Raw genomic sequence first — 18,212 nt, forward strand, 5'->3', positions numbered from 1 at the left:
CCGCGCTGGCGGGTGCGACGGGGGCGGTCGCGGGGGCGTCGACGGCGTCGGGGGCGTCGGCGGCGTCGGCGGCTCCTGGGGCTGCGTCGACCGCCGCCGGCGGGACCGGCGAGACAGGGCTCGGTGCGGTCAGGGGAGCGACGGCACCGAGGAGAAGAGCGGCCGAGGCGGTGATCATCGCGCGACGCTGGATGCGGGCGGTCATGGGGGCTCCCTCGAGCGACGGCGATCGGTCCCCCTCCCATCGGCCCCCAGGGGCCGGGCCCTGAGCGCCGAGCGGCTGTGGCGGACACCACCACTGGCCCCGGCGCCCGGCGCGGCGCGAGGCGGGCGGATCGGATCGGCACGTCGGGCGCGCGGGTAAGTGTCGAGGTGGGGAGCCTGCCGAGCGAGTCGGCGGCATACGATGAGAGCTGCGAACGCACCGGTGGATCGCGGGGGTATGTATGGAAAAGGGCAGGTCGACGGCGGCACGAGGACCGGTCGTGCTCGCTGTGGCGGTGGCCGCGGCGCTGCTCGGCGCCTGCAGCGGCCCGACGAGCACGACCGACGCGGTGCCGGAGCGCTACATCGAGTCGCCCACGGTCTCCGAGCAGGCGCGTCAGGCCTACGGAGACGGCGCCGAGGCTGCGTACCGCGAACTCGCCGAGTTCTCGATGGACGAGTGGCTCAAGACCGACGTGCTCGATCCGGCCGGCCCGGAGCCGACCGCGGAGCAACTCACCGACGGCATCCCGTCGCACCTGACGAACGCCACGGCCGCGCGGTGGGCACAGACGGTGAACGCCGCCGTCGGTGGAGACGACGCCGCGCGGGAGGACATCAACGTCCTGCGGCTGTACACCCTCGACGCGCCGACGCTGCGGCTGCCGCCGGGCAACCGCCTCGTGACCAGCCAGACGATCACGAAGGGCACCGTGAACGTCGGTACGAGCTCCAGTGGCGTCACGCCGCTCGTCATCGACTTCGTGCAGGACGCCGAACTCGAGCTGCGCAACGCGCGCACGCCGTTCCACATCTCGCTGGAGAAGACCGTGCAGTACACGGTCGTGCCCAGGGAGTCGGACCCCGCGCTCCCGACGACGGCCCCCGCGACCCCTGGTGCGACCGGCGCGACCGGTGCGACGGGCGCCGCGACCACGCCGACCACGCCGTTCACCCGCGACCCGCGGGTCACCTGGCTGATCTCGACGTTCCAGGGCGACGTGACCGCCGACTACGAGGGCGCCCCCGAACCCACCGCCACCGAGTAACCGGCTCAACCACACGTCTCACGGCAGTCTGGACATGTTCACCCAGATCGATGCCGATGCACCCCCGAGTAACCCTGCGTGGCCCCTAGGGCACCTGCCTCGCGTGAGCCTTGACGACTACCGCGTGCCGGCCAGGGCGATCGTCGCCGGGGTGCCGGCCGAGGATTCGCCGTTTCGACTACCCCGATAGAGCCTCGTCGGGCGTCGAATCGCGAAGCCGCAGGTCACGAGCTTGCGACACGACCGCGGCTCTCGACGCGATCGTCGATGTGGTGAAACGATCGCGAGCACCGGCAGGACCGGGCGGCCCAGGCGCGGGTAGGGACGCCTCCTGACACGAGTAAGGAGGGGCCGTGGCCCGGACGAGGTCTGGGATGAGGGTCAGTGAGGGTCAGTCGGCGCGGAAGGCACCGGCTTCGTCGAGGGCCGCGACCGCCTCCGGGAGGTGCGCCAGGGCGGCGCGCACGTCGTCGGGTGTGGCGATGCTCCAGGCGTTGGCGCGCAGGTATTCGCGCAGGGCCGCGTCGAATTCGTCCTCGCCGACCCGCTCGCGCGCCCGCAGCAGCGCGGCTCCCCCGCGGGCGTACACCGTGTTGACGTACGCCTCGCTTGCGTCGGGGCGACCGGCGAAGTAGCTCATCGGAGCGCCGACGGGCTCCTCGCTCTCGCGTCGCGTGGTGTCGGCGGGGCTGACGACCTCCTGCGCGTAGGTGGCGAACGACTCGTCGAGCCACGGGTGCTCGGCCTGGTTGTTGCCGACCAGGCCGTAGAACCACATGTGCGCGAGCTCGTGCGCGACGAGCCAGCGGTCGCGTTGCGGGTGCAGGTTGCCGAACTGGATCGCCGCCCCGTACTCGACGCCCTCGCTGACCCCGGGCAGCACGCTGATCCACAGGTGGGAGGCGGGCACGCGCCCGAGCAGCTCGGACAGCGACCCCAGCTCGTCGCGGAGCTGCGTGTGCCAGTCGTCCATCGAGGCGCGGGCGTTGGGCGGCAAGGCCACCGAGATCTGCCGGCCGTCGACGGAGCGGGTGTCGACCTCGAATCGGCCGACGCTGACGGTGACGTCGCGCACGACGTCGGCACTGAAGGTGTGCGCGGTCGTGCCCGGCCGCGAGCCGGCCTCGGTGCGCACCTCGTCGCCGACGCCCATGACCGCGTCGTCACCGGGCGCCTCGACGGTCATCGACTCCAGCCGGTACGCCTGGGAGGTCGTCATCTCGCCGGCGACGTCGACGGCGGGATCGCGCGTCCAGCCCACGCCGGGCGCCCAGGCGAGCATCGGGTAAGCGCTGCCGAACCAGGCGATGCGGTGGCGAGACGAGTAGCCGACGCGCTCGTCGGTGCGTTCCCCGAGCCGCAGCTGGAACGTCAGGTCGGCGGTGATCGGGGTGCCGGCCGGGCTGCAGCTCGGCAGGCGCGCCTCGACGAGGGTGCCCGGCGAGCCCGACGGCGCCCCGGCCGCCTGCACGTCCAGGGGCAGGGCGGTGCCGCCGACGCTCACGGCGGAGACGGTCAGCGCGTTGCCGGTGACGGCGGTGGCGGGTTTGTTGGGCCAGGCCCGGAAGACCAGTTCGCAGACCTGCTCGTCGGGGGTGAACGTCACCCGCTCGGTGCCCTCGGCGGAGGCCAGGTCGTCGGCCATCCGGTACGTCAGCGCGACGACCGGCCGATCGGCCGCGGGGTCGGGCAGCTCGGGTGCGTCGACGCCGGCATGGGGGGCCGCGGTGCAACCCGCCAGCCCGGCCAACCCGACCACTCCGGCCATGACGGTCGCAGACATCAGGGCGTGCATCCGATGTCTGACCATGACCGGCAGCCTATGCGCTACGCCCGCCGCGCCGACCCCCGGTCCGACCTGTGAATTCGCCCTGAACTCCCCCCGAGCGGCCCACCGCCACAACGGGATCGAGCGTCTCCGAGGTTGCGCTGCAGCGGGCCGGCACAGCGCACCGGCGCAGCGGGCCGGGCGCCGCGTTCAGCTCGCGTTCGCGCCCGTCGGGCAGTCCAGGAGGCGGCGCACGAGGTCCTCGGCGAGGTCGATCCCCAGCGGGCGCGGCACCGGCAGCCCGCAGTCGGTGAACCAGTCATCCGTCGCCTCGGGGTGCGGGCCCACGGCGGCGATGACACCGTCTCCGTAGCGGCACAGCACGGCGGCCGGCAGCCCGTTGTCGTACTCGGCGACGACCTGCGCCCGGCCGCCGTCGCGCACCGGGGTGCCGACGGCCTTCTTCTTCAGCGCGAAGTACGGGCCGTCCTGGAAGTACAGCTCGCGGGGCGCGCCCGACCACGTGACGGTGACGAGCGCGTCGCGGTCGTGGTCGACGCTGGCACCGCGGGTGCCGATGTACTGGTCGGTGTCTCCCGGCAGCATCCGCAGGCCGGGGTCGCGGCCGGCGAGGTACCCGCCGAGGCAGAACCCGGCGTAGTAGCCGCCGCCACCGACGAAGTCGCGGATCGCCTCGGCGGCCGGAGCGATGTGCTGCCAGGCGTCGTCGAGGTCGGGGCCGCCGGGCTGGGCGTACAGCAGCCGACCGGACAGGCTCTGCGCGGTCAGCGGCAGCCGCTCCTTCGGGCCGACGAAGTCGACGCTCAGGCCGACCCGCTGCAGCACCCGCGCCACCGACTCCGCGCACCCGGGCATCGCCGCCGGGCCGCGGTAGACCAGCGCCTGCGCCGCCGCACCCGAGCCGCCGGAGCCCGGCTCGCCCGACCGACCGAACGGCCACAACCTCACGCGACGACCTGGCCGTTGCGCTTGTACGCCCCGCCCCGAGCGTAGATCCGGGAGTTGCGGGTGGGCCGGACGAGGTTGGTGATCCGGGCGACGATCTCCTCCAGGGGGCCGCGCTGGAAGAAGTGCGCCCAGGCGAGCGCGAGGATCGTCAGGCCGACGACGTGCAGACCGAAGATCAGCAGGTCGGGCAGCTCGGACATCGGTCCCACGAGCAGCGCGTGCAGCGCGTACATCGTCAGCGTCATGCTGCCGGGCACGGCGAGCAGCGCGAACCGGCCGGAGAACACGTTGGTCAGGGCGAGGCACCCGCCGATGACGGCCAGGGAGATCCCGATCGTGTACAGCAGGTCGAGCGGCGTGCCCGTGTGCGGAGCGTTGACCGCCAACCACCACCACGAGTCGGTGGGCAGCTGCCCCGAGGAGCCGAAGACGACGAAGTCGGTGAAGGTGTCCAGCGACATCCGGTCGGACACGTCGAGCGCGAGCCGCTCGTAGAGGCCGGCGCCGTGCACGAAGAACTGCGAGAGGAGCACGGTGCCCAGGGTGAGCGCCAGACCGCCGACGGTCATGAGACCGATCGTCGAGCGCGCCGCCAGGTTGGAGCGCCCCAGGGCCATGCCGATGCACACGTAGGCCATCCAGGTGATGACCGGGAACGAGCCGGTGAAGAAGATGACGGTGAGCGTGTCGATCGGTGAGGCCAGCGACGCCAGAGTGAGGTTCGTCGGGTCCTGCGCCGCCGGCGGCAGGCCCGTCCGCACGAGGTGGCTGATGACCGGGCCGATGATCGTCCAGGCGAAGCCGACCACGAGCAGCGTGCGCGTGCGTAGCGACACGAGCAGACCCGCGACGATGAACATGACGCCCAGGTAGGGCAGCACGACCATGACCTCGGCACCCGGCACGAACGCGCCGAGCAGCAGGCCGATGAGCAGCACGACGGTGCCGCGCACCACGGTGACCATCGACATGCGCGGGGCGAGCCAGCCGCGGGGCGCCGCGCGCCGGCCGGTGATGAACGCCAAACCGACTCCGGAGAGCACGGCGAACAGCGCCGACGCCTTGCCGAGCGCGAGGATCCACGCGAGCGACATGTTGCCGTCGCCGTCGTCGGAGGTCATCGTGTGGATCGCGATCATGCCGATGAGGGCGATGCCGCGGGCCACGTCGAGGCCGACGAGCCGGCGCCGCGACGGCCGCGGCGGGTCGTACTCGTCGATGTACTCCCCGTCCGCGTTCGGTTCGCACGCGTGCGGGAAGCGGACCGCGTCGTCGTGGTCGACGATGGGGCGCCACGACACGGGGGTCGCCACGCTGCCGTCGTCCGCCGCACTCGCGGCGCTGCTGTCGATGGTGTCGACGCTGCCCGTGGCGTCGGCGCCGACCGGTCCACGGTGCGCGGACAGGTCGGTGCGCGCAGCGTGCCGGCCGCCGGGACGGCGGTGGCGGGCATGCGCGCGGCGGTCGGGCCGGATGAGGCTCATCGGTGGGCTCCTGAGGGACGGCGGGCAGGCTGGGCCGGGATGCCGGCCCACGCCGATGCGGCGGGGAGGGACTCGCCCTTCATGACGAGGGAGAGCGGCGCCAGGTCGACGTCGTCACCGACGTCGGTCTGGTAGAGGATCACGGTGCGGGTGCCGGCGCTCACGCGATTGCCGACGCGGACCTCGTTCATCTTCATGACGCGGTCTTCGAACAGGTGGGTCTGCAACGAGACCGCGGGACCGATCGCGACGTCGTCGCCGAGGCGCACGAGGTCGAACTCGGTGACGTAGGTGGTGTCGATGAGGCTGCGTCGTCCCACGTGCATGCCGTACAGGCGCAGCACCGGGCCGAGCATCGGCGTGCCCTGCAGCAGCATGAGCAGCGCGGGCACGGCGGCGGCCTCGTAGACGCCGGTGACGAACTCGGTGCGCCGCACGAACAGGCTCCACAGCGCCTCGACGCGCGGCTTGTATCGCCCGACGATGAGCCACTTCATGAGCGCGATCGACACGACGACGCCGAAGCCGAACGTCAACGCCAGGGCCGGCACGGCGAGGATCAGCTGCCACATGGCCGCCTCCTCCTGCGCCAGCATCGAGGTGACGTTGAGGGTGAGGAACAGCGAGACGGCGAGGATCGACGACGGCAGCACGATGCGCAGCGCCTCGATGATGTAGCGGGCCACGACGAGCCACCGGCTCGGCGAACGTCTGCTCCTCGGTGAACTCTTCGTAGATCTCGCGCTTGGGCAGGTAGAAGGAGGGGCTGCCGAGCCACGAAGAGCCGGCGGGCACGCCCGAGGTGGGCGGCACGGAACCGACGCCGAGCAGCGAGTTGTCGCCGAGGTAGTTGCCCGACGGCACGAAGGCCGCGTTGCCGACGAACGCGCGCTTGCCGATCGTCGTGGGGCGGAAGGCGACGTGCCCGTTGCAGTACGTGGCGCTGCCGACGCTGGCCATGTCGGCCACGAAGGATTCCTCGCCGATCGTCAGCAGGTCGGGGTCGATGTTCGCGATCGTCGAGACCTCGGAGCGGGCGCCGATCCTCGCGCCGAGCTTGCGCAGCCACCACGGGGTGTACACGGTCGAGTACAGGGTGTTGGTCTGCAGCAGGCTCAGCGACAGCAGCTTGTCGGCGAACCACTTCTCGACGCCGAGGCGGCTGCGCAGGTGGTGGATGCCCACCGGGGTGCTCGGCAGGCCGAACCGCCGCAGCGCCAGGATGACCAGGCACGAGGTGGTGACGAAGACGGGCCCGGTGAGGCAGGTGATGATGAACGCCGGCCACAGCCCGAAGGCGATCATGACCCACCAGACGAGCACGACGACCGGCAGCAGCGCGATGAGCGGCGCGAACTCCAGGGCCACCAGGCCCCACGCGAACCGGCGCTTGAGCGCGGGCGACCACTCCCGGGGCGCCTGCGAGCAGTCGGCCATGATCTCGAGGATCGGGTCGTCGACCGTGTCCCGGCGCTCGGCCGGGGACCCCTGCCAGACGCTGCCGGCGGGTAGGTGCTGGCCGTGCTGCACGGCCGACTGGTCGCGCAGCACCGACCCGTCGCCGAGGTGGCACGGCCCGGCGATGACACAGTTGGCGCCGACCGTCACCGAGCGGCCGAGGTGGACGCGGCCGACGACCAGGCGTCCGTCGCTGATTTCGGTGCCGAGCAGGTGCGTGGCGTAGCCGATCGTCGCCCCGTCGTCGAGGCGCAGCAGGCTCGGCACGGGGATGAGCTCGGAGCCGATGTGGCAGCCGCGCCCGATGGTGGCGCCCGCGAGGCGCAGGTAGCGGGCGGCGAACGCGGAGCCGGCGAGATTGACCATCGGCGACAGGCTCATCGCCCGGGTGACCAGCCACACCCGCAGGTGCGTCCAGCCGTAGAGCCGGTGCTCGCCGTCGCGCAGCCCCGCCCCGAAGACGCGGGCCACGAGCACGGGCAGCAGCCAGCGCTCGGCGAGATAGGCCACGGGGAACATCAGGCAGATCTCCTGCAGCATGGCCATCGACGGACGGCCTTCGTGCAGGGCGTAGATGACGGCGAACGGCAGCGTGCCGAAGGCCACGATCGCGAACACGACGAGGAACTGCGCGAAGCCGAAGAGGGCCACCCGCCAGGACGGGTAGCGCAGCGTCTCGCGGGCCTGCACGACCTGTTCGTCCTCGCGGTCGGAGGCGTCGCCGAGGGCCACCAGGTCGAGGTGCTGGGCCAGCGTGCGCACGCTCGGGTTGGCGTACAGGTCCATGATCGACATCGGGGCGCCCCGCTCGTCGCGCCGCATCGCCGAGGTGACGTTGGCGGCGACGAGCGAGTGCCCGCCGAGGTCGTCGAAGAAGTTGGCCTCGACGGAGAGCTGCTCGGGCTCCAGCGCGAACGTGGCGGCCCACACGCCGAGCACCCAGCGTTCCATCTCGGTGCTCGCCGGCACGATCTCGCCGGAGCCGCCGACGAGCCGGGCCGACGTCGGGTCGGGCAGCTGCTTGCGGTCGACCTTGCCGCTGGCCAGCATCGGCAGTTCGTCGACCCACTCCAGGTAGGCCGGCACCATGTACGGCGGCAGCACGTCGCGCAGGTGGTCGTGCAGGCTCAGCAGCCGCTGGTCGCTGCGCGCGGTGCCGGCGTGCGGCACGAGGTAGCCGGAGATCTCGTCGCCGGTCTGGCCCGACTTCAGGTGCTTGACGGCCGCGGTGTGCACGCCCTCGGCGCGCATGAGCACGCTCTCGATCTCGCCGAGGTCGACGCGGTGACCGCGGATCTTCACCTCGGCGTCGGCGCGGCCCAGGTAGACGATCTCGCCGCGCTCGTCGATGCGCGCGAGGTCACCGGTGCGGTAGATGCGCTCGTCGCCGTTCTGCGGGTGCGGGATGAACCGGTCGGCGGTGAGGTCGGGTCGGTTGAGGTAGCCGGCGGCCACCCCGACTCCCCCGATGCACAGCTCGCCGTCGCCGCCCTGCGGCACCGGGCGACGCTGGTCGTCGAGGATCCACGCGGTGTACGTGGGCACCGCGATGCCGATGGTCACCGGGCGACCCGGCTCCAGGATGCCGACCGTGCAGGTGACGGTGGCCTCCGTCGGGCCGTACGTGTTGAGCATGCGACGCCCCGGAGCCCATCGCTCGACGAGTTCGGAGGGGCACGCCTCGCCGCCGACCATGAGGCCACGGATCGAGTCGATCGTGCGCTCGACGGTCGACAGCACGGTCGGCACGACGTAGAGCAGCGTGATCGCGCGCTCCTCGAGGAACGTCGTCAGGCCCGCGCCGACCCGGCGCCCGTCGGTCGGTCCGGCGATCAGCGCGGCACCGACGCACCACGTCGGCCACACCTCCTCGATCGCGAAGTCGAACGAGATCGTCATGCCCTGGTAGACGCGGTCGGAGGCGCGCACGTCGTAGAGCTCGGTGATGACGTGCAGGAAGTTGCAGATGCTGGACTGCCGGATGTCGACGCCCTTGGGGCGGCCCGTGGAGCCCGAGGTGTAGATGACGTAGGCGGTCGGGTCGCCCTCGAGGTCGAGGTCCGGGCGCGTCGACGGCTGGTCGGCGAGTTCCGGGCGCGTCGACGGCTGGTCGGCGAGCTCGTCCTCGATGCCGTCGAGGTGCAGCCGCTCGACGTCGAGACCCTCGAGCACGTCGGTGAACTCGCTGGTCGTCAGGAGCAGCGCGAGGTCGGAATCCTGCGCGAAGTACTCGATGCGGTCGGCCGGCGACGACGGGTCGATCGGCACCCACGCGGCGCCCGCCTTCTGGATGGCCAGCAGCGCGACGTACAGGTCGCGCGAGCGCGGCACGAGCAGACCGACGCGGCGGCCGGCGACCTCGTGCCGGGAGCGGATGAGGTGGGCCATGCGGTTGGCGGCCTCGTCGAGCTCGCGGTAGGTGGCGCTGCCGCCCTCCCACTCCAGCGCGGTCTGGTTGGGCAACCGGTCGCAGGTCGCCTCGAAGTAGTGGTGCATGCGTCGCTGGAGCGGCGGGCGCACACCCGAGCCACCGAGTTCGGTGTGGGCATCGTGGGCGTGGCCCTGCTCCCGTGACGGCACTTCTGACTGCAGCGTCATCGAACGTCCCCCTTGCGCCCCCCAAGGCGCTGATGTCAGCGAGGCACCACTCCTCCCTCACCCGGCCGGAACCGGGAAAGCGGTGCCCCCATTACAAATACGTACGGGCCCCTCAGCCCATTCACAGCATCGTGTTACCTGATCTTAACGTTCGTCCTGAACATCTGTCCATCTCAGGACGCGCGGCGGCCGCCGCGCAGGGGGACGAGTGCGCAGGTCAGCGGCCACTTGCCGGGCAGGGCAAGTGGTTTCGCAAAAACGCGGAAGTTTTTTCCGCTGTGAGTGCCGGGCCGGCGTGGCGGCCCCGGGTCACTCCGGCGTGTCGAAGAGCCGGGTCACCGAGCCGTCGTCGAAGACCTCGTGGATCGCCTGGCTGATGAGCGGGGCGATCGAGAGCACGGTCAGCTTGTCGAACTGGCGCTCGGGCGGCAGCGGGAGCGTGTTGGTGACGATGACCTCGGCGGCGACGCTGTCCTTGAGGCGCTGGGTCGCCGGGTCCGAGAAGATCGCGTGGGTGGCGGCGATGACGACCCCGGTCGCGCCCGCCTCCATGATCGCGTCGGCGGCCTGGCAGATCGTGCCGCCGGAGTCGATCATGTCGTCGACGAGGATGGCCAGGCGCCCCTCGACGTCGCCGACGAGGCGGTTGGCGACGGAGCGGTTGGGCCGGTTGATGTCCCGCGTCTTGTGGATGAACGCCAGCGGCGCGCCACCGAGGCGCTTGCTCCACTGCTCGGCGACCTTGATGCGCCCCGCGTCGGGCGAGACGATCGTCATCGGCTGGTCGCCGTAGTTCTCGTGGACGTAGTCGGACAGGATCGGTAGGGCCTGCAGGTGGTCGACCGGCCCGTCGAAGAAGCCCTGGATCTGGGCGGTGTGCAGGTCGACGCAGATGAGCCGGTCGGCACCGGCGGCCTTGAACAGGTCGGCCATCAGCCGGGCCGAGATCGGCTCGCGGCCGCGGTGCTTCTTGTCCTGCCGGGCGTAGCCGTAGAACGGCAGCACGACGGTGATCCGCTTGGCGGACGCCCGCTTCAGCGCGTCGATCATGATGAAGTGCTCCATGATCCACTCGTTGATCGGAGCGGTGTGGCTCTGCACGACGAACGCGTCGCTGCCGCGCACCGAGTCCTCGAAGCGCACGTAGATCTCGCTGTTGGCGAACTCGTACGCCGTGGTCGGCACGAGCTCGATGCCCAGGCAGTCGGCGATCTCCTCGGCCAGGTCCGGGTGCGCCCGACCGGACAACACCATGAGGTTCTTCTCGGTCGTGCGCTTGAGACTGTTCATCGCGGGTCGGACCCCTCCACGGAGCCCTCCACGGAGCCGGAGTCGTCGCCGGGCTCCTGGGCGCGGATCGCGGCGCTGGCCGCGTCGGCGGCGGCGGTGCCGGCCCGCTTCTCGAGCACCCAGCCCTCCAGGTTGCGCTGCGGGGAGACGTTGATCGCCAGCGACCCCGGCGGCACGTTCTTGCGCAGGACGGTGCCGGCGCCGCTGTAGACACCGTCTCCGATGGTCAGGGGGGCGACGTACATGTTGTCGCTGCCGAGCCGGCAGTGGTCGCCGATCGTCGTGTGCGACTTGTTGACCCCGTCGTAGTTGACGAACACGCTCGAGGCGCCGATGTTGCTGCCGACCCCGATCGTGGCGTCGCCGACGTAGGTGAGGTGCGGCACCTTGCTGCCCTCACCGATCGTCGCGTTCTTCGTCTCGACGAACGTGCCGATCTTGCCCTTGGGGCCGAGGTCGGAGTTGGGACGCAGGTAGGCGAACGGGCCGACGGTGGCGCCCTCGCGGATCACCGACAGGCTGCCGTGGGTGCGGATTACCGTGGCGCCGTCGCGGATGTCCATGTCGGTCAGGGTCGTGTCGGGCCCGATCGTCGCGTCGGCGCCGATCGTCGTGGCCCCCAGCAGCTGGGTGTTGGGCAGGATCGTGGCGTCCTGGCCGATCGAGACCTGCGCGTCGATCCACGTCGTGGCGGGGTCGACGACGGTGACGCCGGCGCGCATGTGCCGCTCGACGATGCGCCGGTTGAGCTCGGCGCCGAGGCCGGCCAGCTGCACCCGGTCGTTGACCCCCTCGGTCTGCCACAGGTCGTCGAGCACGAAGGCGTTGACCGGGCGGCCGAGGCCGTGCGCGACGCCGACGACGTCGGTGAGGTACTTCTCGCCCTGGGCGTTGTCGGTGCCGACCCGGGCCAGCGCCTCACGCAGCAGAGTCCCGTCGAAGGCGTAGATGCCGGAGTTGATCTCGGTGATCGCACGCTGCTGCGGCGTGGCGTCCTTCTGCTCGACGATCCCGACGACCTGCCCCAGTTCGTCGCGCAGCACGCGACCATAGCCGGTGGGGTCGGACACGTGCGCGGTCATGACGGTGACCGCGCTGCCCGAGGTCTCGTGGGCGACGACCATCGCGTGCAGAGACTCGGTCTCCAGCAACGGCACATCGCCGTAGGTGACGAGCACGGTGCCGCCGAGGTCGGCGGGCAGCTGGTCGAGGCCGCATTCGGTGGCGCGTCCGGTGCCCTTGATCTCGTCCTGGTCGGCGACGACCGCCTCGGGGCAGACCTGCGTGACGTGCTCGGCGACGCGGTCTCGCTCGTGCCGCACGACGACCGCCAGGTGCGCGGGATGCAGCCCCTGCGCGGCGGCGAGCGCGTGACCCAGCAGGGAACGCCCCCCGATCGTGTGCAACACCTTGGGGCGAGCGGATTTCATCCGCGTGCCCTCTCCGGCGGCGAGGACGATGACGGCGGTCGGTCGGTGGTCGGTCACGCGTGGCGCCCCCTGATCAACGGCGGTTGTCAGCCCGCCGACCGGGAGGCGGCGAGCACCGCCCATCATCGTATTCGACGCCGCACCCCCGGCCGGCGCAGGGACCTGCTGCGAACCGGCCCGGGGCGCCTGTGCGCAACAGTCAGCGCAGCCAGGGGTTGGCGCGCACGAACGGCAGGCGGGCCCACCACTTTCCGAGTCCGAGCGTGTCGCCGGAGACGGTGAATGCGCAGATCAGCAGGAGCAGCGCGTCCATCCAGTGCACGTCGGGGATCGGGTTGGTCGCGCCCCGGACGAATTCGCCGTCGACCATGGCCGAGGGCTGCGGCAGCGCGACGACGTACATGAACAGCATGAGCAGGGCGCCACCGACGCCCGCGAGCCGCAAGCCCGCGCCGACGAGGAACGCGATGCCGATGAGCAGCAGGCTGATCATGAAGAACCAGTCACCGAAGGCGTTACCGAAGGTGGACACTAATTGATCCGAACGCACATCGGACAAAAGTCCTGTGACCTGCATCTCTGTCGGCTTCTCGGCAATCGTCTTGGGAGACAAAGGAACTGGCTGAGTGCGCCCGGAGCAGACCGAACCGACGGCCCTGCCGGCCACGTCGTGCTCCGATGTCGCGGCGATGGCCGGTCGGCGGCTCGTGGCGATCGCTGCGGGTGCACCGCGCCCCGAGCGCGGTCGACTACCCTGACGAGAGCCCCGGGTCGGCCCATCGCCGCCACCACCCGGGCGACCGTCCCCGGTTGGTCTGCTGGTAGGGCCCGCCTGACTTTGAATCAGGACAAGCGACGTAGGTTCGATTCCTACCCGGGGAGCCGTTCTCGCAGCCGTTCCCGCCTCGCTGAGCGTTCTCGCGCGGGCGGGGCAAGATGGAGGGGTGAGTCGAGACACCGGCGGACGCTCCCGGATGACCGGGAAACAACGACGAGAGCAGCTCATCCGGATCGGGCGGACCCTGTTCGCCGATCGCGGCTTCGAGGGCACCACCGTGGAGGAGATCGCCGCGAAGGCGGGCGTGTCCAAGCCCGTCGTCTACGAGCACTTCGGCGGCAAGGAGGGGTTGTACGCCGTCGTGGTCGATCGCGAGATCCGCACGCTGCTGGACGCCATCACCGAGGCCCTCACCACCGAACACACCAGCCCGCGCGGCCTGGTCGAGCTCGCCGCGCTCGCGCTGCTGGATTACGTCGAGAACTCCACCGACGGCTTCCGCATCCTCGTGCGCGACTCCCCCACCGGCCAGTCCACCGGCTCCTTCGCCAGCCTGATCTCCGACATCGCGACCCAGGTCGAACACCTGCTCGCCGCCGAGTTCAAGCGCCGTGGGCTCGACCCGCGGGCCGCTCCCGTCTACGCGCAGATGCTCGTCGGGATGGTCGCGCTCACCGGCCAGTGGTGGCTCAACTCGCGGCGGTACAACAAGGCCGACGTGGCGGCGCACCTGGTCAACCTCGCCTGGAACGGCCTCAGCGGGATGGAGGCCAAGCCGACGCTGCGGACCGCTCGCGCCGACTGACACGCGTAGCTCGTACGAGGCTATGTTCGCTCTGCGAACGCTTGTGCTTATCGTGAACACCTCCTAGACTCGGTCGCGCATCCAAGGGAGGTGCGGCATGCGCGCGACGAGGCGGTGCGAGGCGCGAATCACGGCGCGCCGCACCACGCAGCGGCCGCGGACGCATGCAACGACCCGGTGCCCGATCGGTCACTCCAGGACACTGAGGTGCATGCGCACCAGCATCGCGACCGTGAGCCTGTCCGGAACTCTGGAGGCGAAGCTGCAGGCCAGCGCCGCAGCCGGGTTCGACGGCGTGGAGTTGTTCGAGCCCGACCTCATCGCCTCCACTCGCACGCCCGAACAGGTGCGCGAGCTCGCGGCCGCCCTGGGCCTCACCCTCGACCTGTACCAGCCCTTCCGCGACATCGAGGGAGTCGGGCCGGTGCCCTTCGCCGACAACCTGCGCCGGGCGCGGCACAAGTTCGAGCTGATGAACCGGCTCGGCATCCCGGCCATCCTCGTGTGCAGCAATGTCGGCACCGCGACGATCGACGACGACGGCCTGGCCGCCGAGCAGCTGCACCGGCTGGGCGAACTCGCGGCCGAACACGGCGTGCGGGTCGCCTACGAGGCGCTGGCCTGGGGCCGTTTCGTCAACACCTACCAGCACGCCTGGCGACTGGTGCGCCGCGCCGACCACCCCAACGTCGGCATCTGCCTCGACAACTTCCACATCTCCTCGCGCGGCGACGACCAGCGCGACATCGAGAAGATCCCCGCCGAGAAGATCGAGTTCGTGCAGCTGGCCGACGCGCCGCTGCTGCGCATGGACCTGCTCAGCTGGAGCCGCCACCACCGCGTGTTCCCCGGCCAGGGCGGTTGGGACGTGCCCGATTTCCTGGGTCGCGTACTGCGCGCCGGCTACCGCGGCCCGATCTCGCTGGAGATCTTCAACGACACCGTGCGGCAGACCGACGTCGATCGCACCGCCGCCGACGCCATGCGCTCACTGCGCTGGCTCGAGGAGCAGACCGCCGAGCGGCTGCAGGGCGGCGTCGGCGCTGCCGGCGCTGCCGGCGACGCCCCTGGTGCGGTGCCGCTGCGCCGGCTCACTCGTGTCGAGCCGCCGACCGGCGTCGACTTCGTCGAGGTGCGCGGGCAGGAGGGGCTGGAACTGCTCGACGAGGTGCTGGCCCACCTGGGGTTCTCCTACGCCGGCACACACCCCACCCGCCCGATGCGCCTGTGGACGCTGGCCGGGGCTCGGGTCGTGGTGCACGAGGCCCCGACCCCGCAGGGGCGCCCGGCGTTGACGGGCATCGGCCTGCGGGTTGAGGATCCGGCGCGGTCGCTGGCCCGTGCGGCCGAACTCATGGTCCCGAGCGTGTCGGCCGACAGCGGCCCGTCGGACGACCCGCCCGGCGGCGTCCTCGCCCCGGACGGCACGCAGATCTTCTTCACCGGCCCCGACGCGACGTGGGCAGACCTGTTCTCCGTCGCACCCGGCGACCCGCGGGCCCACCTCGTCACGCCTCCCGAGCACGCCGAGTCGAACCGCATCGACCACATCAACCTCGACCAGCCCTGGCAGCACCAAGCGGAGGGATTGCTGTTCCTGTCGTCCGCGCTCGGGCTCGAGCCGCTGCCGTCGATCGACCTCGCCAGCCCGATCGGACTCGTGCGCAGCCAGGTGATGCGCACCGCGGACCGGTCCGTCACCCTGGCCCTCGACGTCGCGTCCCCGATGGCGCGACGCCCGATCGGCACCCGGCCCGGCATCGGCCGCGCCCAGCACGTGGGCGTCACCTGTCCCGACCTCGTCGCCTTCGCCCGGCACGCGCGGGCGCGCGGGCTGACTCCACTACCGGTGCCCGCCAACTACTACGAGGACCTCGCGGCCCGCTTCGAGCTCACGCCGCAGGCCCTGGCCACCCTGCGTGACCTCGACCTGCTCTACGACCGCGACGAACGCGGCGAGTACCTGCACATGTTCACCCCGTCGGTCGGCGAGTTCTTCGTCGAGATCGTCCAGCGTGCCCACGGCTACGACGGGTTCGGCGCCGCCAACGCCCCCGTGCGGCTGGCCTCGCAGCACGTGACGCGCCTGCAGGCGGAGCCGGCCACACCGGCTCCACCGGCCACCTGACCCGCTCTCCGCCCTGCGCGACCCCCGCGCCACGACCCCTCGAAAGGACCTGCAGTGGAAGAGAACTTCGACGACGCCAAGGTCATCACCTCATCGGACTCCGCGACGAGCACGCAGGCCGAGATCGATGAGCAGATGGCGGCGCTGCATCGGGCCTACCGGGAGGTGGTGGCGGCCGGAGGCGCCCCCGAGACGCGGCCGCGGGTCGACTTCGCGCCCTACCGCAGCAGCATCCTGCGGCACCCGACGAAGGCCGCGCGCCCGGTCGACCCGGAGAGCATCGAGCTGCACTCCCCCGCGTTCGGGCACCGCGACGTCTCGCCGCTGGAGGCCGACCTGACGATCCAGCACGGCGGCGAGCCGCTCGGCGAGCGCATCGTCGTCACCGGGCGCGTGCTCGACGGCGACGGCCGCCCCGTGTGCGGGCAGCTCGTCGAGATCTGGCAGGCCAACTCCGCCGGGCGCTACGTGCACAAGCGCGACCAACACCCCGCGCCGCTGGACCCGAACTTCACCGGCGTCGGACGGTGCCTGACCGGCGACGACGGGTCGTACGCGTTCACGACCATCCGACCGGGCCCCTACCCCTGGAAGAACCACCACAACGCGTGGCGGCCGGCCCACATCCACTTCTCGCTGTTCGGCACCGACTTCACCCAGCGCATGGTCACGCAGATGTACTTTCCCGGCGACCCGCTGTTCGCGCTCGACCCGATCTACCAGTCGATCGTCGACCAGGACGCGCGCGACCGCCTCGTCGCCACGTACGACCACGACATCACCCGGCACGAATGGTGCACCGGCTACCGCTGGGACATCGTGCTCACCGGCAGCCGCCGCACCCTGCTCGAACGCGACACGCTCGCCGGCGACGACCACTCCACTCACGCGGACGGAGACCACCGATGAGCAACGCGCCCCGCGACCTGACGCCCACGCCCGGCCAGACCGTCGGCCCGTTCTTCGGCTTCGCGCTGCCCTTCGCGCGTGGCGAACACCTCGTGCCGCCCGGCTCGCCCGGCTCCGTGCGCCTGTACGGCACGGTCTACGACGGGCACGGACAACCGATCCCCGACGCCATGCTCGAGCTGTGGCAGGCCGACGCCACCGGCGCCGTGCCGACCGCAGACGGTTCTTTGCTGCGAGACGGCCACACGTTCACCGGCTGGGGCCGCACAGGCACCGACAACGTCGGCGGCTACTCGTTCACGACCGTCGAGCCGGGGGTCGTAACGCCTGGCTCGGCGCGCTACTTCAGCGTCGCGATCTTCGCGCGCGGCCTGCTCGACAAGCTGCACACCCGCGTCTACCTGCCCGAAGACGGCGCCGCACACGCACAGAATTCTTTGCTGTCGTCGTTGTCGGAGACCGAACGAGCCACGCTCGTGGCCACCCGCGAGCCCTCCGGCGCCCTGCGCTGGGACGTGCACCTGCAGGGCGAGAACGAGACGGTCTTTCTCGACTACTGGGCGAGCACCTCGGGCGGCGAGGTGTCATGACCGGCTCCGCGCGCTCCGGCGATATCGGCCTGCTCAACCCCGCCTGGGCCGGCAGCGCCGCGGCCGAGCTGTGCGATGACACCGCCGTGCTCCAGGCGATGCTCGACGTCGAACGCGCCTGGCTCGAGATCTGCCTCGCAACGCCGCTGCCCACCACCGTGCCGGCACCCCCGCCGCCGACCGCACCAACGACCGCACCAACGACCGCACCAACGACCGTGAGAACTGCGAGTCGTGGTCAGGACTGCGGTCCGGACTGCAGTTCCGACCACGACACGCAGTCTTCAGCGACGTTGGCGGCGTCGGGCGTGTGGGAGGCGGGGGCGTACGACCTGGGGTCGATCGCGGCGCGCACGCCGCTGGGTGGCAACCCCCTCATCCCGCTGCTGTCGGATCTGCGGGCGCAGCTGGCGCAGTCGGCGCCCGCGCAGGCGCAGGTCGTGCACCTGGGGGCGACGAGCCAGGACGTCATCGACTCCGCGCTCATGCTCGTGGCCACGCGGGTCATCGACGACCTGCTCCCCCGCCTCGACGCCGCGTGCGACCACCTCGCCACGCTGGCGATCACCCACCGCGACACCCTGTGCGTGGCGCGGTCGCTGGGGCAGCACGCGCTGCCGAGCACCTTCGGGCTGCGCGCGGCGAACTGGCTCGAGGGTTTGTCGGCCGCCGCTGCCGACCTGCGCCTCGTGCGCGCGGGCCTGCCCGTGCAGTGGGCCGGGGCCGCGGGCACGAGCGCGTCGCTGGTCGCG

General features: G+C 71.4%; 14 protein-coding genes and 1 tRNA gene. 7 read left to right on the top strand and 8 right to left on the bottom strand.

Annotated elements, in window-relative coordinates; all coding sequences use genetic code 11:
• A partial coding sequence (locus tag PINTE_RS14830; RefSeq protein ID WP_068432285.1) for a hypothetical protein occupies positions 1–205 on the bottom strand: 205 nt, incomplete at its 3' end.
• A gap of 280 nt (positions 206–485) precedes the next feature.
• On the opposite strand from PINTE_RS14830, the gene PINTE_RS14835 reads away from it, so the two are divergent.
• Positions 486–1,253: a hypothetical protein gene (locus tag PINTE_RS14835; protein ID WP_068432289.1), complete on the top strand. Its 768-nt coding sequence runs from the start codon at positions 486–488 to the stop codon at positions 1,251–1,253.
• A 391-nt stretch (positions 1,254–1,644) separates the two neighbouring features.
• On the opposite strand, the gene PINTE_RS14840 is transcribed toward PINTE_RS14835, so the two are convergent.
• The 7 genes from PINTE_RS14840 to PINTE_RS14870 all read right to left on the bottom strand — a co-directional run bounded on the left by PINTE_RS14840 (position 1,645) and on the right by PINTE_RS14870 (position 12,782).
• Entirely contained in the window at positions 1,645–3,036 is a 1,392-nt protein-coding gene (locus PINTE_RS14840) for a M1 family aminopeptidase (protein WP_169798543.1), read from the bottom strand.
• A 195-nt stretch (positions 3,037–3,231) separates the two neighbouring features.
• Complete coding sequence (locus PINTE_RS14845) at positions 3,232–3,990, bottom strand: BPL-N domain-containing protein (RefSeq protein WP_217996603.1); 759 nt, start codon at positions 3,988–3,990, stop codon at positions 3,232–3,234.
• A complete protein-coding gene (locus PINTE_RS14850; protein ID WP_068432298.1) occupies positions 3,987–5,474 on the bottom strand; it encodes a heparan-alpha-glucosaminide N-acetyltransferase domain-containing protein in 1,488 nt (495 codons plus the stop codon). Before PINTE_RS14850 ends, PINTE_RS14845 begins: the two co-directional genes overlap by 4 nt.
• A gap of 114 nt (positions 5,475–5,588) precedes the next feature.
• Positions 5,589–9,530, bottom strand: coding sequence for a non-ribosomal peptide synthetase (locus PINTE_RS14855; protein WP_245642968.1), 3,942 nt, complete (start codon positions 9,528–9,530; stop codon positions 5,589–5,591).
• Positions 9,531–9,839: 309 nt separating this feature from the next.
• A complete protein-coding gene (locus PINTE_RS14860) occupies positions 9,840–10,820 on the bottom strand; it encodes a ribose-phosphate diphosphokinase (RefSeq protein ID WP_068432301.1) in 981 nt (326 codons plus the stop codon).
• Entirely contained in the window at positions 10,817–12,307 is a 1,491-nt protein-coding gene (gene glmU, locus PINTE_RS14865) for a bifunctional UDP-N-acetylglucosamine diphosphorylase/glucosamine-1-phosphate N-acetyltransferase GlmU (protein ID WP_068432303.1), read from the bottom strand. The genes PINTE_RS14860 and glmU overlap by 4 nt, the downstream gene beginning before the upstream one ends.
• A 142-nt stretch (positions 12,308–12,449) precedes the next feature.
• Complete coding sequence (locus tag PINTE_RS14870) at positions 12,450–12,782, bottom strand: hypothetical protein (RefSeq protein ID WP_068432309.1); 333 nt, start codon at positions 12,780–12,782, stop codon at positions 12,450–12,452.
• Between the two features lie 271 nt (positions 12,783–13,053).
• Between PINTE_RS14870 and PINTE_RS14875 the strand changes: the two genes are divergently transcribed.
• From PINTE_RS14875 to PINTE_RS14900, 6 genes are all read left to right on the top strand, one after another.
• A tRNA-Gln gene (locus tag PINTE_RS14875) sits at positions 13,054–13,132 on the top strand.
• A 92-nt stretch (positions 13,133–13,224) separates the two neighbouring features.
• Positions 13,225–13,833, top strand: a complete 609-nt coding sequence (locus tag PINTE_RS14880; RefSeq protein ID WP_217996604.1) for a TetR/AcrR family transcriptional regulator — start codon at positions 13,225–13,227, stop codon at positions 13,831–13,833.
• A gap of 211 nt (positions 13,834–14,044) precedes the next feature.
• Positions 14,045–15,961 carry a sugar phosphate isomerase/epimerase and 4-hydroxyphenylpyruvate domain-containing protein gene (locus tag PINTE_RS14885; RefSeq protein ID WP_068432317.1) on the top strand — a complete coding sequence of 639 codons (1,917 nt, stop codon included), beginning with the start codon at positions 14,045–14,047 and terminating at the stop codon, positions 15,959–15,961.
• Positions 15,962–16,015: 54 nt separating this feature from the next.
• The gene (pcaH, locus tag PINTE_RS14890) at positions 16,016–16,870 is read left to right on the top strand and encodes a protocatechuate 3,4-dioxygenase subunit beta (protein ID WP_068432319.1); all 855 of its coding nucleotides are present in this window, start codon (positions 16,016–16,018) and stop codon (positions 16,868–16,870) included.
• The gene (gene pcaG, locus PINTE_RS14895) at positions 16,867–17,460 is read left to right on the top strand and encodes a protocatechuate 3,4-dioxygenase subunit alpha (protein WP_068432321.1); all 594 of its coding nucleotides are present in this window, start codon (positions 16,867–16,869) and stop codon (positions 17,458–17,460) included. The genes pcaH and pcaG overlap by 4 nt, the downstream gene beginning before the upstream one ends.
• Positions 17,457–18,212: lyase family protein (locus PINTE_RS14900; protein ID WP_245642969.1), on the top strand; the 756-nt coding region annotated here is incomplete at its 3' end. The genes pcaG and PINTE_RS14900, both read left to right, overlap by 4 nt.

The sequence above is a fragment of the Piscicoccus intestinalis NBRC 104926 genome (genome assembly GCF_001515525.1).
Classification (GTDB): domain Bacteria; phylum Actinomycetota; class Actinomycetes; order Actinomycetales; family Dermatophilaceae; genus Kineosphaera; species Kineosphaera intestinalis.